Source organism: Actinopolymorpha singaporensis, assembly GCF_900104745.1.
GTDB lineage: Bacteria > Actinomycetota > Actinomycetes > Propionibacteriales > Actinopolymorphaceae > Actinopolymorpha > Actinopolymorpha singaporensis.
Genome location: NZ_LT629732.1, coordinates 4384145 through 4409179, shown reverse-complemented (window position 1 = coordinate 4409179; position 25035 = coordinate 4384145). Strand labels below are relative to the sequence as shown.

Here is a 25035-nt window from a genome sequence, read left to right as displayed (position 1 = left end):
CGGAGGTCGCCGTGAGCGCCGCTGAGCTCAACGTCGTCCTCGCGGGCGCCATGATCGTTCTGCTCGCCGCGACAGCCGCCGTCCGGCTGTCGGCGAGGGCGGGCCTGCCCACCCTGCTGGTCTACCTCGCGATCGGGCTGGTGATCGGCGAGGCCGGCCTCGGCCTGGAGTTCGAGGACGCCCAGCTCACCCAGAACCTCGGCCTGATCGCGCTCGCGGTGATCCTCGCCGAAGGCGGGCTCACCACCCGCTGGTCGGTGATCCGCCCGGTCGTCGGGGTCAGCGCGCTGCTGGCCACCCTGGGCGTGGCGATCAGCGTGGCCGTCACCGCGTTCGTCGCCCACGCGGCCCTGAACTTCGACTGGCGTACGTCGATCCTGCTCGCCGCCGCGGTCGGCTCCACCGACGCGGCCGCGGTGTTCTCCGTACTCCGCAGGCTGCCGCTGGCGGGCCGGCTCGGAGCGACCCTGGAGGCCGAGTCCGGGTTCAACGACCCGCCGGTGGTCATCCTGGTGACGCTGGTGGTCTCCGACGCCTGGACGCAGGCGAACCCGGTCACCGCTCTCGGCCAGGTGGGTTACCAGCTGGCCGTCGGTGTCCTGGTCGGCCTGGTCGTCGGCCGGGTCGCCCAGTGGGTGCTGTCCCGAAGCGCGCTGCCGGCCGCCGGGCTGTATCCGATCGCGACCCTCGCCATGGCGCTGTTCGCCTACGCCGGCGCCGGGATGATCAACGCCAGCGGGCTGCTCGCGGCGTACGTCACCGGGTTGTGGCTCGGCAACGCACCACTGCCACACCGGCGGGCCACTCTCGGGTTCGCCGAAGGCACCGCCTGGCTGGCCCAGATCGGGTTGTTCGTCCTGCTCGGGCTGCTGGTCAGCCCGGGGCGGCTGGCCGCCGCCCTGGTGCCCGCACTCGTCGTCGGCGGCGCGCTGCTGCTGCTGGCCCGGCCGTTGACCGTGCTCGTCTGCACGACCGGGTTCCGGGTGCCGTGGCGTGAACAGGTGTTCATGTCCTGGGCCGGGCTGCGGGGCGCGGTGCCGATCGTGGTGGCCACCATCCCGCTGAGTGCGGGCCTGCCCGCGGCCAGCACGGTCTTCGACGTGGTGTTCGTCCTGGTGGTCGTCTTCACCCTGATCCAGGGCCCCACGCTGCCGTTCCTCGCCCGCCGGCTGGGGATCGCCGCCGCCGGGCAGGCGCTGGACCTGACCGTGGAGTCGGCCCCGCTGGAGGAGGCGGGCGCCGAACTGCTCCAGGTCGGCGTACCAGAGGGGTCCCGTCTCGTCGGCGTCTACGTGGACGAACTCCGGCTGCCGGCCGGCGCCGCGGTCAGCCTCGTCGTCCGCACCGGCCGGGCGTTCGTGCCCACCGGCCACACCGTCGTCCGCGCCGGGGACCAGCTGCTGGTGGTCACCACGGAGAGCGCGCGCCGGCAGACCGAACGCCGGTTGCGTGCCGTGGCCAGGGCCGGCCGCCTGGCCCGGTGGTTCGGCGAACACGGCGACGACCCACCACCGGCTGCCACCTCGGCTCCCACCTCGGCTGCCGACCCGGCAGGCAACTCGCCGGCCACCTCGGCCGCCGACTCTCCAGCCATCTCGGCAGCCGACTCCCGCCCGCCCTCGACGTCCGGGCGCCTCGTGCGCCGGATCCGCCCGCGAACCAGGACGGACATCTCATGACCCTGACCGCAGTACTGGCCGTGGGCATCTTCGTCCTCGCCTACGTGTTCATCGCCACCGAGAAGGTGCACCGGGTCACGGCGGCGCTGGCCGGCGCCGGCCTGATGGCGCTGGCCGGCATCGTCGACGCCCACTCCGCGTTCTTCGCCGAGGAGACCGGCGTGGAGTGGAACGTCATCTTCCTGCTGCTCGGGATGATGATCATCGTCAGCATCCTCAAACAGACCGGGCTGTTCCAGTACCTCGCGATCTGGGCGGCCAAGCGGGCGCGCGGGCGGCCGTACCGGCTGATGGTCATGCTCGTCCTGATCACCGCCGTGCTGTCGCCGTTCCTGGACAACGTGACCACGGTGCTGCTGATCGCTCCGGTCACGGTGCTGGTCTGCCGGCGGCTCGGCCTCCCCATCGCGCCGTACCTCATAGCGGAGGCGCTGACCTCCAACATCGGCGGCACCGCCACCCTCATCGGTGACCCGCCGAACATCATCATCGGCACCCGCGCCGGCCTGTCGTTCAACGACTTCCTGTTCAACCTCGCACCGATCGTGGTGGTGCTGGTCGGGGTGTTCCTCCTGATGTGCCGGTGGCTGTTCAGGGACACCCTCCGCCGTACGCCGCAGCACACCGAGGACCTGATGGACCTCGACGAACGGGAGGCGATCACCGACCCGAAGATGCTCGTCCGGTGCCTCGTCGTGCTGTTCGCGGTGGTGGTGGCGTTCGCGCTGCACTCCGTGTTCCACCTCGAACCCTCCATCGTCGCGCTCCTCGGCGCCGGGGTGATGGTGCTGGTCTCCGGAACGTCCTCCCAGCAGTTCCTGGAGGAGGTGGAGTGGTCCACGCTGGTGTTCTTCATGGGTCTGTTCGTGCTCGTCGGCGGGCTGGTGCGCACCGGCGTGATCGAACGACTGGGCGAGGCGGCGATCTCGGCGGTCGGCGGTGAGTACCTCCTCGCGGCGACCGCGCTGCTGTTCGGCTCGGCGGTCCTCGGCGCGTTCGTGGACAACATCCCGTACGTCGCGACGATGGTGCCGATCGTTCAGGGCGTGGTGGACGCGGCGCCGAACCCCGAGCAGGGGAAGGCTTTGTGGTGGGCGTTCGCGCTCGGCGCCGACCTCGGCGGCAACGCGACCGCGGTCGCGGCCAGCGCCAACGTCGTGGTCCTCAGCATCGCCGCCCGCAACGGTGAACGCATCAGCTTCTGGGAGTTCACGAAGTACGGCGCGATCGTCACCGTGGTGACGGTGACGCTGGCCTGGCCCTACGTCTGGCTGCGCTACTTCGCCCTCGGCTGATCGGGCACGTCGTCGGTGACGTCGTCGGTGCTGCGGGCCTCCAGCGGGTGCTCCCCGACCGTCACACCGGGCAGCACCTCGGCCGGGCGCGGCGACACCTCTCGCGGAGCCTCCGCCCCGTCCGCCACCCGGCGGCGGGCCTCGGTACGGCGTTCCAGGTGCGCGTGCAGGGTCGCGTTGAACGCCGCACCGACCAGCAGCGAGATCACCACGACGTACAGCCACAGCAGCACCACGATCGGTGCGGCCAGCGGACCGTAGATCGAGGTGCCGCCGATGGTCCGGGTGAGGGTGGTTCGCAACACCCAGCCACCGGCAAGCCACATCACCATGGCCACGGCGGCGCCGCCGAAGTCGTGCCGCCACGGGGTCCGCTCCGGCAGTGCCAGGTGGTAGAGCGTGGCGAGGAACCCGGTGGAGGCCACCACCACGACCGGCCAGTACAACGAGACCAGGAACTCCAGCCGCGCCGGGAGGATCGAGTCGACCAGGGTGGGGCCCGCCAGCACCAGCGGGATGACCACGATGCCGATGGCCAGGGCCACGACGTACATCGAGAACGACAGCACCCTGGTCCGGACGATGCCGCGGCGGCCGCCGAAGCCGTACATGATCGTGATCGTGTCGATGAGGACGTTCAGCGCCCGTGAGCCCGACCACAGGGCGAGCACGAAACCAATGGAGATGACGTCGGCGCGACCGCGGTCCAGGACGGCGTCCAGCGTGGGAACGATCACCCGCTGAACGCTGTCCTCGGTGAGCGCGCCGCGGGCGATGTCGACCAGTTGGCCCTTGACGTCGCCGATGGCCTCCGGGCCGAATCCGCCCACGACATACCCGACGGAACCGGCGAGCCCGAAGACCAGGGGCGGAAGGGACAGGATGGCGAAGAACGCGCCCTCCGCCGCCAGGCCGGTGACGCGGTAGCGCAGGCAGGTCGCGACCGTTCCATGGACAAGCCGCCACAGGAGCGTCCGCCGGACCCGGCGGCGGATCCTCACCACGCTTCGCGCCCCCACGGGTCCGGCCCTCATGAGGCATACCGTAACGACATGAACCCAACTGGCCGGTTCGCCACCCACGCGGTGTCCAACCAGCCGCCGCCGCTGGCGCCACACGATGCGCTCGCCGCCGACCGCGCGCTCGGCGAGGCGCTCACCCGCTGGGGCCGGCCCGGCCTCGCCGCCGCCGGAGGGCGGCTCGCCGAGATCGGCGCGCTGGCCGGGTCGGAGCAGGCGCGGGAGTGGGCGTTCGACGCCCATCGGCACGCGCCGCGCCTGGTCACCCACGACCGCTACGGAGAACGCGCCGACGAGGTGGAGTTCCACCCGTCCTGGCACCACCTCCTCGGCCGGGCGGTCGGATGGGGGCTGCACGGGGCGGCCTGGACCAGTGGCGAGGCCACGCCCCACCTGGCCCGGGCCGCCGGCTTCTACCTGTGGAGCCAGGCCGAGGCCGGCCACGGCTGCCCCGTGTCGATGACGTACGCCGCCGTGCCGGCCCTGCGCGCCGAGGATTCGCTGTCGGCCGCGTGGACGCCGAAGCTGTCCTCCACCGCGTACGACCCGGGCCTGCGGCCGGTCGCCGGCAAGCGGGGCGCGCTGGCCGGCATGGCGATGACGGAGAAGCAGGGCGGTTCCGACGTACGTTCCAACACCACCAGGGCGGACCCCGGTGGTGCGGACGGTGAGTACGTCCTGACCGGGCACAAGTGGTTCTGTTCGGCGCCGATGAGCGACGTGTTCCTCGTCCTCGCCCAGGCGCCGGGCGGGCTCACCTGCTTCGTACTGCCACGGGTGCTGCCCGACGGCACCCGCAACGCCGTCCGGCTGGTACGGCTGAAGGACAAGCTCGGCAACCGGTCCAACGCCTCCGCGGAGGTGGAGTTCGAGGGCGCCCTGGCCACCCGGCTGGGTCCGGAGGGGCGCGGTGTGGCGACGATCCTTGCGATGGTGAACGCCACCCGGCTGGACTGCGTACTCGGCTCGGCCGCCCTGATGCGCCGGGCCGTCGGCGAGGCGATCTGGCACGCCACGCACCGGTGGGCGTTCGGCCGCTCCCTCGCCGACCAGCCCGCGATGGCGAACGTGCTCGCCGACCTGGCACTGGAACAGGAGGCCGCGACCACGCTGGCGATGCGGCTGGCGGCGGCGACCGACGCTGCCGCGACCGACCCGGGCGAGCGGGCGCTGCTGCGGATCGCCCTGCCGGCGGCGAAGTACTACGTGTGCAAGCGGGCCCCGGCAGTGGCCGCGGAGGCGCTGGAGTGCCTCGGCGGCAACGGCTACGTCGAGGAGTCCGGCATGCCGATGCTGTTCCGGGAGTCGCCGCTGAACTCCATCTGGGAGGGCGCAGGCTCGGTCCAGGCACTCGACGTGCTCCGCGCGCTGAGCCGCGAACCCGACGCGCTGACCGCCTGGCTGGGCGAGATCGCCCCCGCCCGCGGCGCGGACCCGCGGCTGGACCACGCGGTGGACGACCTGCTGACCTCGCTCGCGGACCTGTCCGAACCGGAGTACGCCGCCCGCCGGCTGGCGGAGCGTATCGCCGTCGTGTTCCAGGGCGCCCTGCTCGTGCGGTACGCCCCGGCCGAGGCGGCGGACGCCTTCTGCGCCTCCCGGCTCGGCCCGGGCGGGTGCGCGACGTTCGGGACGCTCCCCCGAGGGACCGACGCGGCGGCGGTCGTCGAACGTGCCGCGCCCGCACCTCTGCCCGCTGGGGACGACGGCTAGTCCTCTCCGTTCGGGTCATGGGCCTGGCGCGGACAGGTGCAGCACCTCGTAGCGTTCCGTGGCCGTGGCCGTGGCCGTTTCGGCGATCTCGGCGTCCGCCGGCACCGAGTCCCTCCACAGCACGAACCACACCGCCTGCCAGTGGTGCGGATCGACCGCCAGAGCCGCGGTGTGGACGTCATCTCGTCCGGCGAGCTCACGAAGGACCACGGTCTCCCGCTCGGCCCACGTTGCCAGGCCGAGGCCGGTCCCGTCGGTGTCCGCGTCGACGGGCGCGGGGGCGACGAGCCGGGAGGCCGCCCTGGGAACCTCCGCACGGGCGGGGCCGGCCTGCCAGGCGACGCCCACCCAGTGTCGAACGGGCGGGCGCCCGAAGTCGCGGACGATGTTCTGGAATCCGCCGCCGCCCAGCAGGAAGTGCGCCATCGCGCCGGTGTCGTTCCACAGGTAGAACGGCGCGTACTGGTTCACCGGCGAGCCACCCACGCCGCGTTCACGGATGACGTACGCCTTCAGCCCGAGCCCGGCGCGGTCGTCGAGCAGGTGGCCTCCCAGCGCCACCCGCTCGCGGATGACGTCCATGTCGTAGTCGGCCGGCAGGGTGAGTTCGTACTGCATGGCATACACGGTTGCCGCCTCCCGGTCGCGGTGCGCTAGTCGTCGTTCCGGGCGGAGGTGCCGCGTGCCGCGAGGAGGCTCGCCACTCCGGAGACCGCCCGGTCGAAGGGTTCGGAGGAGCCTGCGGCGCGGGCCAGCACGTAGCCGCCCTGCACCACGGCGACCACGGTGGCGGCGGTGCTCTCCGGGTCCAGCGCGACGTCCAGTTCCCCGCGGTCCCGGCCCTCCCGGAGCACCTCGGCAATGCGTCCGACCAGCCAGGCGAAGGTCTGCTTCACCGGCTCGCTGAGGGTGGCGTCGGCCATCACGTCCGGATCCTGGGTGAGCCGCCCGACCGGGCACCCTCGCAGCACCGCCCGTTCCCTGTGCAGGTAGGCGGCGATCCGCTCCAGGGCCGGGCCGGGCGCGGACAGCACCGCCTCCGCCGTCGCCCGCATCTCCTCCGCCGTACGGCCGATCGCGGCGCGGGCGAGCTCCGGCTTGCCGGAGAAGTGGTGGTACATGCTGCCCTGGCCGGCACCGGCGCGCTGCTGGATGGCCCTGGGGCTGGTGCCGGTGTAGCCGCGTTCCCACAGGAGTTCCCGAGTGCTCTCGATCAGGCGTTCCGCGCTGCTCACGCAGCCACTATACGTACTAGTAGGTACAGTCGTACGCGAACCTGTAACCAGGCCGGCGCCGGGAAGCCGGAAGCCAGGAAGTAGCCGGGAACACCGTGCCGAATTCGAGACAATCGTCTCGGATACCGGTCACGTCGGTTGCCTGGTGAGGTCTCGATCACGCACTCTGATGACCATGACTGCGCCCGTCTGCCCACTGCTCGTCGGACGGCGCCACCTCGATTTCGGCCGAATGCGCAGCATGCTCTGTCTCCGGGCGCGCTGACGCGCCCCGCTTCTGGCCGCACTCGACTCTCTGCCGGTGGCCACCCGGGCGCCCGGTCGCGCCGATCCGCCGCCAGACCTGCTTTCTGTCACACCCGTCCGTGACCTGCTCTCCAGCGAGGATCGCACTCCATGCCTATTGCGTCCCAGGCCGCCGACCGCACCGCCGACCGCCGCGTCGCCGCGCCCCGAAAGCCGCGCCCGAAGCGCGGTGAGGGCCAGTGGGCGCTCGGCTACCGCGAGCCCCTGAACAAGAACGAGCAGCTGAAGAAGGACGACGACGCGCTGAACGTCCGCGCGAGGATCGAGCAGATCTACGCCAAGCGCGGCTTCGACTCCATCGACCCCACCGACCTGCGTGGGCGGTTCCGCTGGTGGGGCCTCTACACCCAGCGCAAGCCCGGGATCGACGGCGGCCGCACCGCCACGCTGGAGCCGGAGGAACTGGACGACGAGTACTTCATGCTCCGGGTCCGTATCGACGGCGGCCAGCTCACCGTCGCCCAGTTGCGGGCCATCGCCGACGTCTCCTCGACGTACGCCAGGGACAGCGCCGACATCACCGACCGGCAGAACATCCAGCTGCACTGGGTCCGGATCGAGGACGTCCCGGCCATCTGGGAACGCCTGGAGTCGGTCGGCCTGCAGACCCAGGAGGCGTGCGGTGACTGCCCGCGGGTGATCATCGCCAGCCCGGTCGCCGGGATCGCCGCCGACGAGATCATCGACCCGACACCCGCGGTGGAGGAGATCGCGCGCCGCTACATCGGCAGCCCGGAGTTCTCCAACCTGCCCCGCAAGTACAAGACCGCGCTCACCGGGCACCCCGACCACGACGTGGCGCCGGAGATCAACGATGTCGCGTTCGTCGGCGTGGTGCACCCCGAGCACGGGCCCGGCTTCGACGTGTGGGTCGGCGGTGGGCTGTCCACCAACCCGATGCTCACCGAGCGGCTGGGCGTGTGGGTGCCCCGCGACGAGGTGCCGGAGATGTGGTGGGCGGTCACCAGCGTCTTCCGCGACTACGGCTACCGGCGGCTGCGGCACCGTGCCCGGCTGAAGTTCCTCATGTCCGACTGGGGCCCTGCGAAGTTCCGGCAGGTGGTCGAGGACGAGTACCTCAAGCGGAAGCTGGTCGACGGGCCCGCGCCGGCCATCCCTGCCGTACCCGGCGACCACGTGGGCGTCCACCGGCAGAAGGACGGGAAGTTCTTCCTCGGCCTGGCCCCTGTCGCGGGCCGGGTCTCGGGCACCCTGCTCGGGAAGTTCGCCGACGTGGTGGAGGCGCACGGCAGTGACCGCGTACGCACCACGCCGCACCAGAAGCTGCTCGTCCTCGACGTCGAGGAGGCCCAGGTCGAGTCGGCGGTGGCCGCGTTCGCCGACCTCGGCCTGCACGCCCGCCCGTCGGCGTGGCGGCGCAACACCATGGCCTGCACCGGCATCGAGTACTGCAAGCTCGCCATCGTCGAGACCAAGAAGCGCGCGCACGACCTGATCGACGAGCTCGAACGCCGGATCCCCGAGCTCGACGTCCCGGTCACCGTCAACCTCAACGGCTGCCCGAACTCCTGCGCCCGGATCCAGGTGGCCGACATCGGCCTGAAGGGCCAGATCGTGCTGGACCGTGACGGGAATCAGGTCGAGGGCTACCAGGTTCACCTCGGTGGTGGGCTCGGACTGGACGCGGGCTTCGGCCGCAAGCTGCGCGGACTGAAGGTCACCTCCGCCGAGCTGCCCGACTACATCGAACGCGTCGTACGGCACTACCTCGACCAGCGCGAGCCACAGGAGCGGTTCGCGCAGTGGGTCACCCGAGCTCCGCAGGAGGCCTTGGCATGACCGAACGCGCGACCCCGTTCTACTGCCCGTACTGCGCCGAGGAGGACCTGCGGCCGGCCGAGGAGCCACACGGCGCCTGGGAGTGCCGGGGCTGCACCCGGGTCTTCTCGGTGAAGTTCGCCGGAATGGCGGTGCGTTCATGACGCTGGCGACGACGGCTCCCAGGCGGTGCCGCGACGACCTGGAGGCGCTCGCCCGGCAGGCCGGCCGCGACCTCGAGGAGGCCAGCGCCGCGGAGATCGTGCGCTGGGCCGCCGACACTTTCGGCGACCGGTTCGCCGTCACCTCGTCCATGCAGGACACCGCGCTCGCCCACCTGGTCTCCCAGCAGGTGCCCGGGGTGGACGTGGTGTTTCTTGACACCGGCTACCACTTCCCCGAGACGCTGGGTACGGCCGACGCCGCGTCGGTCACCATCCCGATCAACCTGGTGACCGTGCGGCCGCGCCAGACCGTCGCGGAGCAGGACGCCACCCTCGGGCCCGAGCTGTACCGCCGCAACCCCGAACTGTGCTGCCAGCTCCGCAAGGTCGCCCCGCTGGAGCGGGCGCTGACCAACTACGACGCCTGGGCGACCGGGATCCGCCGGGACGAGAGCCCGACCCGGGCGAACACCCCCGTGGTCAGCTGGGACGCCCGGCGCGGCAAGGTGAAGATCGCTCCGCTGGCCCGCTGGTCCCAGGACGACGTGGACCGCTACGTCGCCGACAACGGCGTCCTCACCAACCCGCTGCTGGACGACGGGTACCCGTCGGTCGGCTGCTGGCCGTGCACCCGCCGGGTCGCCGAGGGCGAGGACGCGCGTGCTGGCCGGTGGGCGGGCCGGGCGAAGACCGAGTGCGGCATCCACAGATGAGCCCGCGTTACCCGCTGCTGCTCGACCTCGCCGGCAGGCGTGCGGTCGTGGTCGGCGGCGGGCCGGTAGCCGCGCGGCGGGTGGGCGGGCTGCTGGACGCCGGTGCTGTGGTCACGGTGGTCGCGCCGGCGTTGTGTGAGGACCTGGCCGCCCTGGTGGAGCCCGGACGAGTGGAGTGGGTGGCCCGGGAGTACGCCGCCGGAGATCTGGTCGGTGACCTGGCCGGTGCCAGGGTGGTGCAGGCCGCCACCGACGACGCCGACACCAACGCCGCGGTGGCCGCCGAGGCCGAGACTGCCGGCATCTGGTGCGTACGCGCCGACGACGCGAAGCGGTCCGCGGCCTGGACGCCCGCCACGGTCCGGTTCGACGACGTGACCGTGGCGGTCTCCGCAGGCCGCGACCCGCGCCGGGCCCGCCGGCTGAAGGACCGCATCGCGACCTGGCTGCAGTCCGGGGAGCTGCCGCTGCGCCGGGTACGCCGCACGCCGGGCGCCGGCCACGTGGCGCTGGTGGGCGGCGGACCCGGTGACCCGGGACTGATCACCGTCCGCGGTCGGCGGCTGCTCGCCGACGCAGACGTGGTGGTGGTCGACCGGCTCGCCCCCCGGGCGCTGCTGGACGAGCTCGACGCCGAGGTCGAGGTGGTCGAGGCCGGCAAGGGGCCACGGGCGCACGCACTCACCCAGTTGGAGATCAACGACCTGCTGGTGGCCCGTGCCCGGGCCGGGCAGCGGGTCGTCCGGCTCAAGGGCGGTGACCCGTTCGTGTTCGGCCGGGGAGCCGAGGAGGCGCTCGCCTGTGCGCGGGCCGGTGTCCCCTGCGAGGTCGTACCCGGCGTGACCAGTGCGGTTGCCGTACCCGAGTCTGTCGGCATCCCGGTCACCCACCGCGCGGTGGCCCGGCAGTTCACGGTGGTGTCCGCTCATTACGCCCGTGCCGGGGAGACGCCCGACTGGGCGGGGCTCGCCGCCACGGAGGGCACGCTGGTGTTCCTGATGGGCGTCGGTCAGCTGCCCGCCCTGACCGAGGGGCTCCTCCGGAACGGCCGGCCCGCCACCACCCCCGTCGCCGTGGTCGAACGCGGCACCCTCCCCGACCAGCGCACCACCACCGGAACCCTGGCCACCATCGCCGAGGTCGCCGCCGCCCGCGGTGTCCGCTCCCCCGCCGTGATCGTGGTCGGCGAGGTGGTCGACGTCGCGGCCGAACTCACCGCGCTCACCGCAGCAGCGGCCGAGCCAGCCGAGGCAGTCGAGCCGGCCGGTGCGGCCGGCCCGGCCGAGGGGAATGCCCAGGGGAATGCCGACGGCTGAGGGCCTGCTGCTGGTCGCGCACGGCAGCCGCGACGACCGCGCCGCGCCGGTCGCCCACGAGGTCGCGGCGGCGGTGGCGCGGCTGCGTCCCGGCCTCGCCACCGGCGCGGCGTTCCTCGAGCTCGCCACACCGACACCGCAGGAGGCGGTCGAGAGCCTCGCCGCCCAAGGCGTCACCGACCTGGCCGTCGTGCCGTTCCTGCTCAGCGACGCCTACCACGCCCAGGAGGACCTGCCGGCGGTCGCGGACCTCGCCCGGTCGCGCGGCTGGACAGTCCGGCTGAGCCGGGTGCTCGGCCCGGATCCCCGGCTGGTGGAGGCGATGGCCGCCCGGCTCGCCGAGGCCCGACCATCCGGGGAGCCGCCCTTCGACGCGGTGGTGCTCGCCGCCGCGGGGTCGAGCAGCCGGCAGGCGAACGACACGGTGGCCGAGGTGGCCGCAGACCTCGGCCACCTGCTCGGCGTACCGGCCCGGTGGGCGTTCGCCTCCGCCGCCGCGCCCACCGTCGAGGAGGCGGTCGGTGACCTTCGGGCGCGCGGCGCCGACCGGGTGGGCGTCGCGACGTACCTGCTGGCGCCAGGCTTCTTCGCCGACCGGATCCGTGCGGCTGCGGCCTCCGGAGGTGCGGTGGCGGTCACCGAGCCGCTGGGCGCCTGCCCGCAGGTGGCGGCGATCGTCGCCGACCGTGCGAGCCTGGATGATCGCCTGGGCCGCCCGGATGGTGGAAAACCCGTAACGGGGAATTGACGCGGCCGTCCGGGTTCGGGACTGCTCGCGGGGTATGACGGGTCCAGTGCGCTCCCGTCCAGCCCGTCCAGTCCCGATGCAGTCCCGATGCAGTCCCGTGCCCACGCGTCCGGAGTGACCGGCGGACCGTCCGGCGGCCGGATCGCCAGGCCCCGCAGCGTCCGGCGTCCCCTCCCCGGCCCGCCCTCCCGGTGGCCGGCGCAGGTCTGCGCGCCGTCCCCGGGGCCCTACATCGCTGACCTGGTTGGGAATCGCGCCCGCGGCGCCTCCGGTTACCCACTGTGACCCGCCTCGGAAGCGTGGTCAGACCGGAAACGCTCACCGCCACCGGGCAGGAGGCGCCGCACCGATCGACTGCGGACCTGGCAGTATTCGCGCAAGAGGACAAGGAAAGGAACGCGAATGGTCGACGTCTGGCCGGGAACGCCGTACCCCCTGGGGGCGACGTTCGACGGCGCCGGCACAAACTTCGCGTTGTTCAGCGAGGTCGCCGAATCCGTCGAACTCTGTCTGTTCGACGACACCGGCAGCGAGACCAAGGTCCCGCTCACCGAGCGGGAAGCGTCGGTGTGGCACGGCTACCTCCCCAGGGTGGCGCCGGGACAGCGCTACGGCTTCCGTGTGCACGGGCCCTACGCGCCCAGCAAGGGACAGCGCTGCAACCCCGCGAAGCTGCTGCTCGACCCGTACGCCAAGTCGATCGAGGGCGAGATCGACTGGGACGAGGCGCTTTTCTCGTACCGCTTCGAAAACCCCGAAACGCTCAACACGCTCGACTCCGCGCCGCACACGATGAAGTCGGTGGTCGTCAACCCGTACTTCGACTGGCAGGACGACCGCCCGCCGCGACGGCCGTACAACGAGAGCGTCATCTACGAGGCGCATGTCAAGGGCCTCACCGTCGATCATCCCGAGATTCCCGAGGAGATCCGCGGCACCTACGCCGGCCTCGGCTCACCGGCGATGATCGACCACCTGACGTCACTCGGCGTCACCGCGGTCGAGCTCCTGCCGGTGCACCAGTTCGTGCACGACGACCTGCTGGTCCAGAAGGGTCTGCGCAACTACTGGGGCTACAACACCATCGGCTACTTCGCCCCGCACAACCTGTACTCCTCCACCGGACATCTCGGTGAGCAGGTGCTGGAGTTCAAGGCGATGGTGCGCGCCCTGCACCGCGCGAACATCGAGGTCATCCTCGACGTGGTCTACAACCACACCGCCGAGGGCAACCACCAGGGCCCGACGCTGGCGTTCCGCGGCATCGACAACGCCGCCTACTACCGTCTGGTCGACCACGACCCGCGTTACTACATGGACACCACGGGCACCGGCAACAGCCTGCTCATGCGGCACCCGCACGTACTCCAGCTGATCATGGACTCGCTGCGCTACTGGGTGACCGAGATGCACGTGGATGGGTTCCGGTTCGACCTGGCGGCCACCCTGGCCCGGCAGTTCCACGAGGTGGACCGGCTGTCGGCGTTCTTCGACCTGGTCCAGCAGGATCCGATCGTGTCGCAGGTGAAGCTGATCGCCGAACCGTGGGACGTCGGGCCCGGCGGATACCAGGTGGGCAACTTCCCGCCGCTGTGGACGGAGTGGAACGGCAAGTACCGCGACTGCGTGCGTGACTTCTGGCGCGGCGAGCCGGCGACGCTCGGCGAGTTCGCCATGCGGCTGACCGGCTCCTCCGACCTCTACGAGGACGAGGGCCGCAAGCCGTACGCGTCGATCAACTTCATCACCGCCCACGACGGGTTCACGCTGAACGACCTGGTCTCGTACAACTCCAAGCACAACGAGGCCAACGGCGAGAACAACAACGACGGCACCGACGACAACCGGTCCTGGAACGCAGGTGTGGAAGGCCCGACCGACGACCCGGGCGTGCTCGCCCTTCGCCGGCGCCAGCAGCGCAACTTCCTCACCACGTTGTTCCTGTCCCAGGGCGTGCCGATGATGCTGTACGGCGACGAGTTCGGGCGTACGCAGAAGGGCAACAACAACGCCTACTGCCAGGACAACGAGATCTCCTGGATCGACTGGGAGGCGATCGACACCGACCTGCTCGGCTACGCCCGGGCGGTCAGCGAGCTCCGGGCCGCGCACCCGGTCTTCCGCCGGCGGCGGTTCTTCGCCGGCATCGACGGCGACGGCGACAAGCTCGGCGACGTGGCCTGGCTCAAGCCGGACGGCAAGGAGATGACCGAGCGGGACTGGACCGCCGGGTTCGCGAAGTCCCTCACGGTGTTCCTGAACGGCGAGGCCATCCACGAGCCGGGCGAGCAGGGCGAGCGGATCGTGGACGACTCGTTCCTGCTGCTGTTCAACGCCTCCGAGGACGACGTGGAGTTCGCGCTGCCCCCGCAGAAGTACGGCGAGGCCTGGGAGCAGGTCATGGACACCGCCCACGACGACGTGAGCGACCGGGAGGTCGTGCGCGCCGGCGAGCGGGTGAAGCTGCTCTCCCGCTCCCTGCTGGTGCTCAAGCGCGCCTGATCACACCTCGCCTCCGTACGCCACCTTCGTACGACGCACACCCGCGACCCGCCCCGATGCCATCGGGGCGGGTCGAGGTCGTTTCGGCGGCCGGGAACATCCACCTCCACGGCATCGGTTAGTTTAGTTAGCTGCAAGCAACTATTTCTGAACCGACCCGTGGAGGCCCGCACCCGTGTCCTTGCCGAGCAACCCGCCGGGTGACGCCGGAGACGTCCGGTCCGTCCAGGCCATCCGGGAACGAGACGAGACGTCCGTACGCCGGACTGCCGGCAGGCGCACACGGTACGAACGCGACCACCCACGGTACCCATGGGTGGCGCTGTCCAACACCACGCTCGGCGTCCTGATGGCCACGATCAACTCCTCGATCGTGATCATCTCCCTGCCGGCGATCTTCCGCGGCATCCGGTTGGACCCGCTGGCGCCGGGAAACGTGAGCTACCTGCTGTGGATGATCATGGGCTTCCTGCTGGTCTCCGCGGTCCTGGTGGTCTCCCTCGGCCGCCTCGGCGACATGTACGGCCGGGTCCGCATCTACAGCTACGGCTTCGTGGTCTTCACCGTCGCCTCGATCCTGCTCGCCGCGGACCCGTTCGTGCACAGCGCCGGCGCACTCTGGCTGATCGGCTGGCGGGTGGTCCAGGGTGTGGGCGGGGCGATGCTGTTCGCCAACTCCACCGCGATCCTCACCGACGCGTTCCCGTCCAACCGGCGGGGCATGGCGCTCGGCATCAACCAGGTGGCAGCGATCGCCGGGTCGTTCCTCGGGCTGGTCATCGGCGGGCTGCTGGCCGAGTGGCACTGGCGGGCGGTGTTCTGGGTGAGCGTGCCGATCGGCATCTTCGGCACCATCTGGTCCTACCGTTCGCTGCACGAACTCGGCGAACGCCGGCGCGGCTCGATCGACGTCGCCGGCAACGTCACCTTCGCCCTCGGCCTCACCGCCCTGCTTGCGGCTATCACGTACGGCATCCAGCCCTACGGCGGGCACACCATGGGCTGGACGAGCCCGTGGGTGCTGACCGGTCTGCTCGGCGGACTGGCCCTGCTGGCCGCGTTCTGCGTGATCGAGTCCCGGGTGGCCGACCCGATGTTCCACCTCGGGCTGTTCCGCAACCGCGCGTTCAGCGCCGGGAACCTCGCCGGTCTGCTCGCCTCGATCGGGCGCGGCGGCATGCAGTTCATGCTGATCATCTGGCTGCAGGGGATCTGGCTTCCGCTGCACGGCTTCGACTACGCCGCGACGCCTCTGTGGGCGGGGATCTACCTCGTACCCCTCACCATCGGGTTCCTGCTCGCCGGGCCGGTCTCGGGCTACCTCTCCGACCGGTACGGCGCCCGGGCCTTCGCCACCGGCGGACTGCTGGTGGTGGCCGCGACGTTCGTGGGCCTGCTGATGTTGCCGGTGGAGTTCCCGTACTGGGCGTTCGCCGCGCTGATCGCGGTGAACGGCATCGGCTCGGGACTCTTCTCCTCGCCCAACACCTCCGCGATCATGAACAGCGTCCCGGCAGGCCAGCGCGGTGCGGCGTCGGGGATGCGCGGGACGTTCTTCAACTCCGGGACCTCCCTGTCCATCGGAATCTTCTTCTCGCTGATGATCGCCGGCCTGGCCAACTCACTGCCGACCTCGCTCACTCGCGGGCTGGAGGCGCAGGGCGTCTCCTCCTCGGTCGCGGAGTCGGTGGGCAACCTGCCGCCGGTGGGCAGCCTGTTCGCGGCGTTCCTCGGCTACAACCCGATGGCCAAGCTGCTCGGCCCCACCGGCGCGCTGGACCACCTGCCCGCCTCGAACGTCGCGACGCTCACCGGCAAGGAGTTCTTTCCGCGGCTGATCGCCACACCGTTCCACCACGGGCTGGTGATCGTGTTCGCCGCGGCTGCAATCATGACTGTCATCGGTGCTTGCGCCTCGCTGCTGCGGGGTGAGCGCTACGTTCACGGCGAACGCCAGACGATCGAGGAAGAGGGTGCCGCCGCATGACAGGCCACGCGACGACACGACCCGCCACCATGGACCGGGAGGAGGCCACCCGGCTCTACCTCGCAATCGCCCGGCTGTCCCGCTGGATGCGCCGGCAGGGCGCGTCCCAGCGCGGTGATCTCGGGCACGGCGGAATGTCCGCTCTGGCGACGCTGACGCACGCCGGACCGATGCGGCTCGGCGACCTCGCCAACCGCGAACAGGTCGCACCACCAACCCTGTCGCGGGTGGTGGCCACCCTGGAGAGCGCTGGGTACGCCGTCCGCACGTCCGATCCGGCCGATCGCCGGGCGAGTATCGTGGCCGCCACCGAGGAGGGCCAGCAGATCGCCCGGGGGCTGCGCTCGCTGCGTACCGAAGCCCTGCGGAGCCGGGTCGAGCGGCTGACACCCGAGCAGCACGACGCGTTGGTCGCCGCGCTGCCCGCGCTGGAGGCTCTGGTGGGCGACGACGCCGCCTGAGGTCCGGGCGGCTTCCTCGGCCGCCGACGCGGTCCGGGGGTGACAGGGGTCCGGGGGTGACAGGGTCCGGGCGTACAGGGTTCCGGGCGTACAGGGGTCCGGGCGTACGGCTGAGCCGCGGGTTCAGGTGCGGTTCAGCCGGGCGAGTTCGCCCTGGACGTCGAACTCCGCGGGCGGCCACTGCGGATCCAGGTCGGACAGCCGCTCCACCAGAAGCTTGGTGATGGCGAGGTTGCGGTACCACTTGCGGTCGGCCGGCACGACGTACCACGGTGCGGCGCTGGTGTTCGTGCGCTCCAGCGCCGCGGCGTAGGCGGCCTGGTAGTCCTCCCACCGGGCGCGCTCGTCCACGTCGCCCGGGTTGTACTTCCAGTACTTCGTCGGGTCCTCCAACCGCGCGGTCAGCCGCTTCTTCTGCTCCTTCTTCGACAGGTGCAGGAAGCACTTGACAACGGTCACGCCGTTGCCGGTGAGCTCGCGCTCGAACTCGTTGATGACGTCGTAGCGAACCATCCAGGTTTCCGGCGGAACCAGCTCGTGCACCCGGGCGACCAGCACGTCCTCGTAGTGGGAGCGGTCGAAGATCCCGAGGTAGCCGGGCTCGGGCAGCGCCCGGCGGATCCGCCACAGGAAGTCGTGCCGAAGCTCCTCCCGGGTGGGTGCCTTGAACGACGTGATGCGCACGCCCTGCGGGTCCACCAGGCCGACCGAGTGGCGCAGCGTCCCGCCCTTGCCGGAGGTGTCCATCCCCTGCAGGACGAGCAGCAGGCTGCGAGTGCCGCCGGTATGGCCTTCGGCGAACAGCCGCTCCTGCAGGTCGGAGACCGTCGGTGCCAGTTCGGCGAGCGCCCGCTTGCCGGCGCGCTTGCCGCCCGCGAACCCGGGGGTGGCGTCAGTGGGCAGCTTCGCCAGATTCACCGGTCCCGGCGGCAAGGCGAGTACCTCAGTCAGCCGTTCCGCCACGTCGTGCCTGCTCATCCGCGCTCTGTTCCGTCCGTCCGCCGTCTGACGTTCTGACCTTCTGACGTCCTGACCCCCTGACGTCCTGACCCCCTGACGTCCTGACGTTCGGGCGGCCAACGTCTGCCCGGGCCAGTCTGCCCGCATCCACGCGCGAGTGCGAGGGCGCCTGGACCAGGACCTGGCGTCGGCGGCGGCATGCGCGTCTGGTGGGATCGGCCGGGTGCGCATCCTCACCACCGGTCCGGCCGAGCCCGCGCGGGAGTCCGCGGACCTGACCGACGACGAACTTGCCGAGATCTACCGCTACCCCGCCGATCAGCCCTGGCTGCGGGTCAACTTCGTCTCCTCGGTGGACGGTGCCGCGCAGGGACCCGATGGGCGGTCGGGGACGATCTCTGGACGGCCCGACCGGCACGTACTCGCCCTGCTGCGGGCGCTGTGCGACGTGATCCTGGTCGGTGCCGGCACCGCCCGCGCCGAACGCTACGGACCGGCGACCATCCGGCCCGCGTTCACCGCGCTGCGGGAGAAGCTCGGCCTCGCGCCCACCCCGCCGATCGCCGTGGTGAGCCATACCCTCGACCTGCCGGACAAGCTGCTGGCAGACCCGCGCACCGTCGTGATCACCTCCCGGAACTGCTCCCCCGAGCGCCGGGCCGCGCTCGAGCGGCGGGTCGACGTCGCGATCGCCGGCGAGTCCGAGGTGGACGTGACCGCGGCTGTCGCCGCGCTCACCGACCGGGGACACCGGCGGATCCTTTCCGAGGGCGGCCCGAGCCTGTTCGCGGAGCTGCTCGCCCGGTCGCTGGTCGACGAGGTGTGCCTCACCCAGTCGCCGGAGCTGCTGGCCGGGCCGGCCATGCGGATCACGCACGGGCCGCTGCTGGCCGAACCCACCCGGCTCACCCTGGCCTCCCTGCTGGAGGAGGACGGCTTCCTGTTCCAGCGGTGGCTCACCGGCTCGCACCACGAAACGGCAGGGTGACCTGGGCGGCGGTACGGCGTTCGGCCAGACTGGGCGAATGCAGCTCCCCGTGATGCCACCGGTCGCACCGATGCTCGCCAAGCCGGTCAAGCACATTCCCCACGGCGACCACAGCTACGAGCCCAAGTGGGACGGCTTCCGGTCGATCATCTTCCGTGACGGCGACGAGGTGGAGATCGGCAGCCGCAACGAGCGGCCGATGACGCGCTACTTCCCCGAGGTGGTGGCGGCGGTGCTGGCCAAGCTGCCCGACCGGTGCGTGATCGACGGTGAGCTGGTGGTGCCCGACCGCGCGCGCGGCCGCCTCGACTTCGACACCCTGCAGCAGCGGATCCATCCTGCCGCCAGCCGGGTGCGGCTGCTCTCGGAGCAGACGCCGGCCCACTTCGTGGCGTTCGACCTGCTCGCCATCGACGACCGCGACCTCACCGGCGAGCCGTTCTCGGTGCGCCGGCATGCCCTGGAGGAGGCGCTGGCCGGGGTCACCTCGCCGATCCATCTGACGCCCGCGAGCACCGACCGGAGCCTGGCCGAACGCTGGTTCCACCAGTTCGAGGGCGCCGGGCTGGACGGGGTGATCGCCAAGCCGCTGGACGGTCCGTACGAGCCGGACAAACGGGTCATGTTCAAGGTCAAGCACGAGCGCACCGCCGACTGCGTGGTCGCGGGCTACCGCGTGCACAAGAGCGGACCCGACGCGATCGGCTCGCTCCTCCTCGGCCTCTACAACGACGCCGGCGACCTGGCCAGCGTGGGCGTGATCGGTGCGTTCCCGCTGGCCCGGCGGCGGGAGCTGTTGACCGAACTCCAGCCGCTGGTCACCACGTTCGACGACCATCCGTGGGCGTGGGCGAAGCAGGAGGCCGGCAGCCGGACGCCGCGCAACGCCGAGCAGAGCCGGTGGAGCGCGGGCAAGGACCTGTCGTTCGTGCCGCTGCGGCCCGAACGCGTCGTCGAGGTCCGCTACGACCACATGGAGGGTGTGCGCTTCCGGCACACCGCGCAGTTCGTCCGCTGGCGCCCGGACCGGCAGCCGGAGTCGTGCCGTTACGACCAACTCGAGGAGCCGGTCCGCTTCGACCTCGCGGAGATTCTGGGGCTGGAGTGACATCCTTTGCACCTCGAAGCCGGCGCGGGACGATGAACCTGAGCGAGGAGGAAGTACGCGATGTATGAGGTCGTGCTCCTGATCGAGAAGCCGCTGTCGCGGGTGGACGCGGGTCAGATCGCCGGACTCTACGGAGCCGGCACCCACCCCGGCCGCACCCATGTGCACGTGCTGCTCCCGGTGGAGGACGCCTCCGCCCGGGTGGAGTCCGCGCTCGGATCCATCGCCGCCAGCGAGGTCCTCGCCACCTCGGCGCTCAACTTCCCCGACGTCGACCTGGCCAAGATCCAGGCCGAGATCGTCGAACGCAGCCAGGCCGCGCTCGACGAGAGCCTGGCCGCACTCTCCGAACGCGGCTGCGCCGTCGACGGTGAGGTCACCTCGGCCGAGCCGGTGGAGGCGCTGTCGAACGCGGTCCGGGAGCGGCAGGCCTCCGAGGTGGTCATCCTCACCCGTCCGCACGTGGTGGCGGAGTTCTTCCACGTCGACTGGACGTCCAAGGCACGCCGCCGCCTCGGCGTACCCTGCCTGCACCTCATCGAGCACCGGGATCCCGACAAGCCCGCCGGTCCGTCGGTACGCGACGAGCGGTCGGTCTGATGGGCGTTCCCCGGCGGCGCCGCGCCCCCTAGTTCGGCGGCGCCTCGGCGGACCTGCCGTCGAGGTCGGCCAGCTTCCGGCCGAGGAACTCCCGCTCGGCGTCGTTCCCGGCCAGCTCCCGGGCCCTGGCGTAGGCGCGCCGCGCGGCGTCGTGTTCTCCGGTCCTGCGGAGGAACTCGGCCCGGGTGACCAGCAGCGGTTGGTAGTCGCCGAGCCGGTCGTCCAGCCCGTCCAGCAGGGCCAGCCCGGCGTCGGCTCCGGCGGTCTCGGCGACGGCGACCGCGCGGTTGAGCCGGACGACGGGTGAGCCGCCGGTGAGGCGTTCCAGACGTTCGTACAGCTGCGCGATGGCCGCCCAGTCGGTGCCGTCCGCCTCGGTCGCGCTGGCGTGTTCGGCGGCGATCGCCGCCTGCACGAGGTAGCCCGACACCCGCCCGAACGACGCAGCCCGCTCCACCAGCGCGACACCCTCCTCGATCTCGGCCCGGTGCCAGCGGGATCGGTCCTGGTCCGGCAGGACGACCAGCCGGCCCTTTTCGTCGGTGCGCGCGTCGCGCCGGGAGTGCTGGAGGATCATCAGCGCGAGCAGCGCCACCGGATCCGGCTCCGCGGGCAGCAGCGCGGACACCACCCGGGTCAGCCGGATCGCCTCCGCGCACAGTCCCCGGCGGATGAGGGTCTCCCCCGACGACGCCGCATGGCCCTCGGTGAAGACGAGGTACAGGACGGCGAGGACGCCGTCGAGCCGCTCGGGCAGGTCCGCACCGCGCGGCACGCGGTAGGGGATGCCGGCCGCGGCGATCTTCTTCTTCGCCCGGGTGATCCGGGCCGCCATGGTGGGCTCGGACACCAGGAACGCCCGGGCGATCTCGGCCGTGGTCAGGCCGCCGACCATGCGAAGCGTGAGGGCCACCCTGGCCGGCATCGCCAGCGCCGGGTGGCAGCAGGTGAACAACAGGCGCAGGCGCTCGTCCGGTATCTCCTCCCCCGTGCCGGCGCCGAGGTCGGCGAGGTCCGCGGCGTCCGCGGTGCCGGTGGCCCCGGCCGGCTCGGCGTCGACGACGAGCAGGGGAAGCTTGCGGGCCAGGGTCTTCTCCCGGCGCAGCTGGTCGACGCCGCGGCGGCGGGCGGTGGTGAGCAGCCAGGCCTCCGGCCGGTCGGGTACGCCGTCCGCGGCCCAGTGCCGGACCGCGCGCTCGAAGGCGTCGGCCAGCGACTCCTCCGCGATCTCCATACTGCGCAGCTGTCCGGTGAGCAGGGCGAGCAGCCGGCCCCAGTGGTCGGTGAACGCCTGCTCCACCGCCGCGCTCGCGGCCCGTTCGTCCGTCATCGCCGTGCCGTGTACCTCTCCCGAGCGTCAACCCCGCCTTGCGGTCAGGCCTTCTTCGCCCGGCTGGGCTGTACCCGCATCGGCTCTCCCGGCATCTTCGGGTAGTCCGGCGGGTAGGGCAGGTCGCCCAGGTCGTGGTCGCGGGCGTCCCGGTCGGCCCACTCCAGCAGGGGCGTGAGGTCGTACGCCTCGTCGTTGACGGGCGCGTGCAGGTCGCCCACTTCGGCGAACCGCTTGGGCATGGTCTCCAGGTCGAAGTCGTCGGGGCGGACCTCGGTCAGCTCGTCCCAGCGCAGCGGAGCCGACACGGTCGCCCGCGGATTGGGCCGCAGGGAGTAGGCCGAGGCGATCGTGCGGTCGCGGGCCATCTGGTTGTAGTCGATGAACACCTTCTCGCCGCGTTCCTCCTTCCACCACGAGATCGTCACGTGGTCGGGCATCCGGCGTTCCAGCTCCCGGCCCAGGGCGATCACGGCACGGCGTACCTCGGTGAACGGCCAGCGCGGCTGGATCGGGACGTAGACGTGCAGGCCACGGCCACCGGAGGTCTTCGGCCACCCCTCCATGCCCAGCTCGTGCAGCAGCTCCCGCAACCGCGGCGCCACCGCGGCCGCGTGGGTGAAGTCGGTGCCGGGCTGGGGGTCGAGATCGATCCGGATCTGGTCGGGATTGTCGACGTCGGCGCGCCGGACCGGCCAGGGGTGGAACGTCAGCGTGCCGAGGTTGGCCGCCCAGGCCACCACCGCGAGCTCTGTCGGGCAGACCTCGTCGGCGAACCGCCCGCTCGGGAACGCGATGCGGGCGGTCTCCACCCACTCGGGCGCACCCTTCGGGATCCGCTTCTGGTAGAACGCGTCGCCGCGGTTGTCGGCCCGGGTGGACAGCTTCGCGCCCTCGAATACGCCGCCGGGCCAGCGCTCCAGGGTCGTCGGCCGCTCGCGCAGCGCGCCGAGGATGCCCTCGCCCACGGACAGGAAGTAGTGCACCACGTCGCGCTTGGTGAAGCCCCGCTCAGGAAAGTAGATCTTGTCGGGGTTGGTGAGGCGGACGGTGCGGTCACCGACCTCGATCTCTTCGTACGGCGTCGCCATGGTGGAACGCTAGCGCGCACCACCCCCAGGACGGACCGGGAGCGGCCGGAGCGTCAGTCCTGCACCGGGCGGACGGCAAACTCCTGGCTCACGACCCGAGGGGAGCCGGTCGTCCCCGTGAGGCGCGGTGAGCAGACCAGCGTGCTGGCACCCGCCACCGTCACCGCGGTCCGGTCGCCGAAGCAACCGCCGGCCCAGGACTGCGCCGGCCCGGCACCGCCGAACTTCCCGACCACCAGCCCGGTGAGGGTTCGCGCGGTGGTCCGCAACTCCGGGTTGACGGCGCCGCCGACGGCCGGCGCGGTGGCCGTCAGCTCGGTGATGTTCTGGTCGGGGCCCCTGGTCCGCGGCCGGGGAAATGTCAGGTGGACCTTGACGTCGCCACGGGTACAGGTCATCGACTCCTCCGCCCGCCGGCAGCTCAGCCCCTGCTTGCCGAGCGCGGCCGACACCTCCTTCGGGGTGACCAGGCTGAGGCCCGGCGTGTAGTCGAGCTGGCCACTCGCTTGGTCCCGCCTGAGTTCGAAGGTGGACGGACCGGACGTCCGCACCATCACGGCGACGTCGGCGACCGACGTCTTCGCGGTCTCCCGGCTCCTCTCCGACAGTGACGTCCGCATCGCCTTGTCGAACTCGGGGCGCTCACCGTCGGGGATCGCGGCCAGGCCCAGCACGGTGAACGTTCGGTACGCCACGGCCGACACGTCCGGCCCGCCTTCGAAGCTGTCGCCGCCGGAGTCCAGCTCCGACCAGGCCGGGTCGGGGCGTACGTCGGCGTCGACCCGGACGACCTGCTCGCGGCCGGTCAGCACGGTCACCTTCGCCACGAAAGGTGCGGGGTCCTTCCCGGTCAGGACGCACGTCAGCAGCGCCGAACGGTTTCCGGGGGTACGGGTACAGGAGAAGCCGGCGGAGGTGAGGCTGGCACGCAGGGCGCGTCCCATCGCGCCACCGGTGCCACCAGGTTGGGCGTAGGTGGGGGCCTCGCGCGGGGTGTCCGCCTGCTTGCCGTAGTAGTCACCAGAGTCCTCGGCCGAGCTGTGGTTCCAGTTCTTGCCGAACCACACCGCTCCCCCGGCGACGGCGACGAGGAGCACCACCAGGCCGAGCAGTCCCAGCACGCGGCCGGCGCGCCGCCCGCCGCGCGGCGTCGGAGGCGGAGTGCGCCGGCCCGGCAGGTGCGTACGACCGCCGGGCCTCGCCGGCGGCGGGCCTCCGGGTGCCTGACGGCCGGCCTGTGTCCCCTGTCGCTGTCCTGGGTCCTGCCCGTACGGCTGTCCCTGCGGCGGTCCCTGCCGAGGTCCTTGCGGTGGTCGCTGCTGCGGTCCGTGTGCTGGTGGTCCCGGCCGACGGCCTGCTGGAGGTTGCACTGGCCAGCTTCTCCCCTCGTCACGTCGGTCGGGCGTACCGGACGTCATGTCGGTCGATCGGACGTACCGCGATGTCGAGCCAGACGGTTGATCGACCAGCAGGTCGCCCGGACCCTCGTCGTTACCCGGAGTGCCACCAGCAGCACGAGAACCGACCTGTGGGTACCTTTACCGGCCGTTCGCGCGTTGTCAAAGTCGGGCAGAAGGTGCGCAACCGGACCACGGCCGGACGGCATACTGGGCGCCCATGAGCCAACCGCCACCGGGACGTCCGGCCGGTCCCCATCGGCGAGCCGGCGGTCCACCCGGGCCGCAGCGCCCGCCCCGACGGTCCGGTCCTCCTCCGTCCGCCCGGCCCGGACCGCCCCTGGGGGATCCGCCTCCGGGGCAGGGTCAGCAGCGCGGGGAAAGCCGATTCCCCGGGCAGGGCGCACCCCCTTGGCGGACCGCACCCCCTGGGCAGGCTGGGCGTCCGGAGCACCACCAGCCGGCACTCGGGCAGGACCCACCTCGTCCTCGGGGCGCCGCGCCGTTCGGCGGACCGCAGCCGGGTCCCCAGGGACCGCCACCCGGACACCAGCGACCACCGCGGACGCCGCCGGGCTGGCCGGCACGGCCCGACGAAGCTGCCGAGGCGCCGCAGGCACCGTCCAAGCCGGCTCCGAAGCGCC

21 protein-coding genes are annotated in these 25035 nt (G+C 71.8%); 14 read left to right on the top strand and 7 right to left on the bottom strand.

What is annotated here, in order from left to right:
- Positions 1–11 precede the first annotated feature (11 nt).
- Together BLU27_RS19780 and BLU27_RS19775 are read left to right on the top strand one after the other, a co-directional pair.
- Entirely contained in the window at positions 12–1679 is a 1668-nt protein-coding gene (locus BLU27_RS19780; RefSeq protein ID WP_092655160.1) for a potassium/proton antiporter, read from the top strand.
- Entirely contained in the window at positions 1676–2974 is a 1299-nt protein-coding gene (locus tag BLU27_RS19775) for an ArsB/NhaD family transporter (protein ID WP_479683687.1), read from the top strand. The genes BLU27_RS19780 and BLU27_RS19775 overlap by 4 nt, the downstream gene beginning before the upstream one ends.
- Here the strand turns inward: BLU27_RS19775 and BLU27_RS19770 are convergent.
- Positions 2956–4008 carry a YihY/virulence factor BrkB family protein gene (locus tag BLU27_RS19770; protein WP_172804998.1) on the bottom strand — a complete coding sequence of 351 codons (1053 nt, stop codon included), beginning with the start codon at positions 4006–4008 and terminating at the stop codon, positions 2956–2958. The two genes, BLU27_RS19775 and BLU27_RS19770, sit on opposite strands and share 19 nt — an antisense overlap.
- A gap of 18 nt (positions 4009–4026) precedes the next feature.
- On the opposite strand from BLU27_RS19770, the gene BLU27_RS19765 reads away from it, so the two are divergent.
- A complete protein-coding gene (locus tag BLU27_RS19765; protein WP_092655159.1) occupies positions 4027–5706 on the top strand; it encodes an acyl-CoA dehydrogenase family protein in 1680 nt (559 codons plus the stop codon).
- A gap of 15 nt (positions 5707–5721) precedes the next feature.
- Here the strand turns inward: BLU27_RS19765 and BLU27_RS19760 are convergent, their stop codons facing one another.
- A complete protein-coding gene (locus BLU27_RS19760) occupies positions 5722–6324 on the bottom strand; it encodes a DUF4865 family protein (protein WP_197681499.1) in 603 nt (200 codons plus the stop codon).
- Between the two features lie 35 nt (positions 6325–6359).
- The gene (locus tag BLU27_RS19755; protein ID WP_092655157.1) at positions 6360–6941 is read right to left on the bottom strand and encodes a TetR/AcrR family transcriptional regulator; all 582 of its coding nucleotides are present in this window, start codon (positions 6939–6941) and stop codon (positions 6360–6362) included.
- Between the two features lie 396 nt (positions 6942–7337).
- Here BLU27_RS19755 and BLU27_RS19750 point away from each other — a divergent pair, with 396 nt between their 5' ends.
- The 8 genes from BLU27_RS19750 (at position 7338) to BLU27_RS19720 (ending at position 16917) form a co-directional block, all read left to right on the top strand.
- Entirely contained in the window at positions 7338–9047 is a 1710-nt protein-coding gene (locus BLU27_RS19750) for a nitrite/sulfite reductase (protein WP_092655156.1), read from the top strand.
- Positions 9044–9190, top strand: coding sequence for a hypothetical protein (locus tag BLU27_RS29620; RefSeq protein WP_172804997.1), 147 nt, complete (start codon positions 9044–9046; stop codon positions 9188–9190). The genes BLU27_RS19750 and BLU27_RS29620 overlap by 4 nt, the downstream gene beginning before the upstream one ends.
- On the top strand, positions 9187–9903 hold the full coding sequence (locus tag BLU27_RS19745) for a phosphoadenylyl-sulfate reductase (protein ID WP_092655155.1): 717 nt from the start codon (positions 9187–9189) through the stop codon (positions 9901–9903). The genes BLU27_RS29620 and BLU27_RS19745 overlap by 4 nt, the downstream gene beginning before the upstream one ends.
- Positions 9900–11219, top strand: a complete 1320-nt coding sequence (gene cobA, locus BLU27_RS19740; protein ID WP_092655154.1) for a uroporphyrinogen-III C-methyltransferase — start codon at positions 9900–9902, stop codon at positions 11217–11219. Before BLU27_RS19745 ends, cobA begins: the two co-directional genes overlap by 4 nt.
- Complete coding sequence (locus BLU27_RS19735; protein WP_197681498.1) at positions 11206–11967, top strand: sirohydrochlorin chelatase; 762 nt, start codon at positions 11206–11208, stop codon at positions 11965–11967. The genes cobA and BLU27_RS19735 overlap by 14 nt, the downstream gene beginning before the upstream one ends.
- Positions 11968–12369: 402 nt before the next feature.
- Positions 12370–14469 carry a glycogen debranching protein GlgX gene (gene glgX / locus BLU27_RS19730; protein WP_092655152.1) on the top strand — a complete coding sequence of 700 codons (2100 nt, stop codon included), beginning with the start codon at positions 12370–12372 and terminating at the stop codon, positions 14467–14469.
- A 175-nt stretch (positions 14470–14644) separates the two neighbouring features.
- Entirely contained in the window at positions 14645–16456 is a 1812-nt protein-coding gene (locus BLU27_RS19725; RefSeq protein WP_241827527.1) for an MFS transporter, read from the top strand.
- Positions 16453–16917, top strand: a complete 465-nt coding sequence (locus tag BLU27_RS19720; RefSeq protein WP_092655151.1) for a MarR family winged helix-turn-helix transcriptional regulator — start codon at positions 16453–16455, stop codon at positions 16915–16917. Before BLU27_RS19725 ends, BLU27_RS19720 begins: the two co-directional genes overlap by 4 nt.
- 123 nt (positions 16918–17040) lie before the next feature.
- Here the strand turns inward: BLU27_RS19720 and BLU27_RS19715 are convergent, their stop codons facing one another.
- Positions 17041–17895 (bottom strand): polyphosphate kinase 2 family protein, encoded by an 855-nt coding sequence (locus tag BLU27_RS19715; RefSeq protein ID WP_092655150.1) that lies wholly within the window; start codon positions 17893–17895, stop codon positions 17041–17043.
- A 205-nt stretch (positions 17896–18100) separates the two neighbouring features.
- Here BLU27_RS19715 and BLU27_RS19710 point away from each other — a divergent pair, with 205 nt between their 5' ends.
- From BLU27_RS19710 to BLU27_RS19700, 3 genes are read left to right on the top strand one after another with little or no spacing between them, the layout of a single operon-like run.
- Positions 18101–18865 carry a pyrimidine reductase family protein gene (locus BLU27_RS19710; RefSeq protein WP_157728704.1) on the top strand — a complete coding sequence of 255 codons (765 nt, stop codon included), beginning with the start codon at positions 18101–18103 and terminating at the stop codon, positions 18863–18865.
- 37 nt (positions 18866–18902) lie between these two features.
- Positions 18903–19973, top strand: a complete 1071-nt coding sequence (locus BLU27_RS19705; protein WP_092655148.1) for an ATP-dependent DNA ligase — start codon at positions 18903–18905, stop codon at positions 19971–19973.
- Between the two features lie 60 nt (positions 19974–20033).
- A complete protein-coding gene (locus BLU27_RS19700; RefSeq protein ID WP_092655147.1) occupies positions 20034–20573 on the top strand; it encodes a hypothetical protein in 540 nt (179 codons plus the stop codon).
- A 28-nt stretch (positions 20574–20601) separates the two neighbouring features.
- Here the strand turns inward: BLU27_RS19700 and BLU27_RS19695 are convergent, their stop codons facing one another.
- From BLU27_RS19695 to BLU27_RS19685, 3 genes are read right to left on the bottom strand one after another with little or no spacing between them, the layout of a single operon-like run.
- On the bottom strand, positions 20602–21903 hold the full coding sequence (locus BLU27_RS19695; protein WP_092655146.1) for an RNA polymerase sigma factor: 1302 nt from the start codon (positions 21901–21903) through the stop codon (positions 20602–20604).
- Between the two features lie 44 nt (positions 21904–21947).
- Positions 21948–22994 carry a non-homologous end-joining DNA ligase gene (gene ligD, locus BLU27_RS19690; RefSeq protein WP_092655145.1) on the bottom strand — a complete coding sequence of 349 codons (1047 nt, stop codon included), beginning with the start codon at positions 22992–22994 and terminating at the stop codon, positions 21948–21950.
- Between the two features lie 53 nt (positions 22995–23047).
- Complete coding sequence (locus tag BLU27_RS19685) at positions 23048–24115, bottom strand: hypothetical protein (RefSeq protein WP_092655144.1); 1068 nt, start codon at positions 24113–24115, stop codon at positions 23048–23050.
- Positions 24116–25035 lie beyond the last annotated feature (920 nt).

Bases quoted from the DNA above. Each gene is read 5' to 3' on its own strand.
- BLU27_RS19745 (WP_092655155.1), top strand. From the start codon at position 9,187: ATGACGCTGGCGACGACGGCTCCCAGGCGGTGCCGCGACGACCTGGAG.
- BLU27_RS19735 (WP_197681498.1), top strand. From the start codon at position 11,206: ATGCCGACGGCTGAGGGCCTGCTGCTGGTCGCGCACGGCAGCCGCGAC.
- glgX (WP_092655152.1), top strand. From the start codon at position 12,370: ATGGTCGACGTCTGGCCGGGAACGCCGTACCCCCTGGGGGCGACGTTC.
- BLU27_RS19700 (WP_092655147.1), top strand. From the start codon at position 20,034: ATGTATGAGGTCGTGCTCCTGATCGAGAAGCCGCTGTCGCGGGTGGAC.
- BLU27_RS19705 (WP_092655148.1), top strand. From the start codon at position 18,903: ATGCAGCTCCCCGTGATGCCACCGGTCGCACCGATGCTCGCCAAGCCG.
- BLU27_RS19760 (WP_197681499.1), bottom strand. From the start codon at position 6,324: ATGCAGTACGAACTCACCCTGCCGGCCGACTACGACATGGACGTCATC.
- BLU27_RS19720 (WP_092655151.1), top strand. From the start codon at position 16,453: ATGACAGGCCACGCGACGACACGACCCGCCACCATGGACCGGGAGGAG.
- BLU27_RS19775 (WP_479683687.1), top strand. From the start codon at position 1,676: ATGACCCTGACCGCAGTACTGGCCGTGGGCATCTTCGTCCTCGCCTAC.
- BLU27_RS19770 (WP_172804998.1), bottom strand. From the start codon at position 4,008: ATGAGGGCCGGACCCGTGGGGGCGCGAAGCGTGGTGAGGATCCGCCGC.
- BLU27_RS19765 (WP_092655159.1), top strand. From the start codon at position 4,027: ATGAACCCAACTGGCCGGTTCGCCACCCACGCGGTGTCCAACCAGCCG.
- BLU27_RS19750 (WP_092655156.1), top strand. From the start codon at position 7,338: ATGCCTATTGCGTCCCAGGCCGCCGACCGCACCGCCGACCGCCGCGTC.
- ligD (WP_092655145.1), bottom strand. From the start codon at position 22,994: ATGGCGACGCCGTACGAAGAGATCGAGGTCGGTGACCGCACCGTCCGC.
- cobA (WP_092655154.1), top strand. From the start codon at position 9,900: ATGAGCCCGCGTTACCCGCTGCTGCTCGACCTCGCCGGCAGGCGTGCG.
- BLU27_RS19715 (WP_092655150.1), bottom strand. From the start codon at position 17,895: ATGAGCAGGCACGACGTGGCGGAACGGCTGACTGAGGTACTCGCCTTG.
- BLU27_RS29620 (WP_172804997.1), top strand. From the start codon at position 9,044: ATGACCGAACGCGCGACCCCGTTCTACTGCCCGTACTGCGCCGAGGAG.
- BLU27_RS19695 (WP_092655146.1), bottom strand. From the start codon at position 21,903: ATGACGGACGAACGGGCCGCGAGCGCGGCGGTGGAGCAGGCGTTCACC.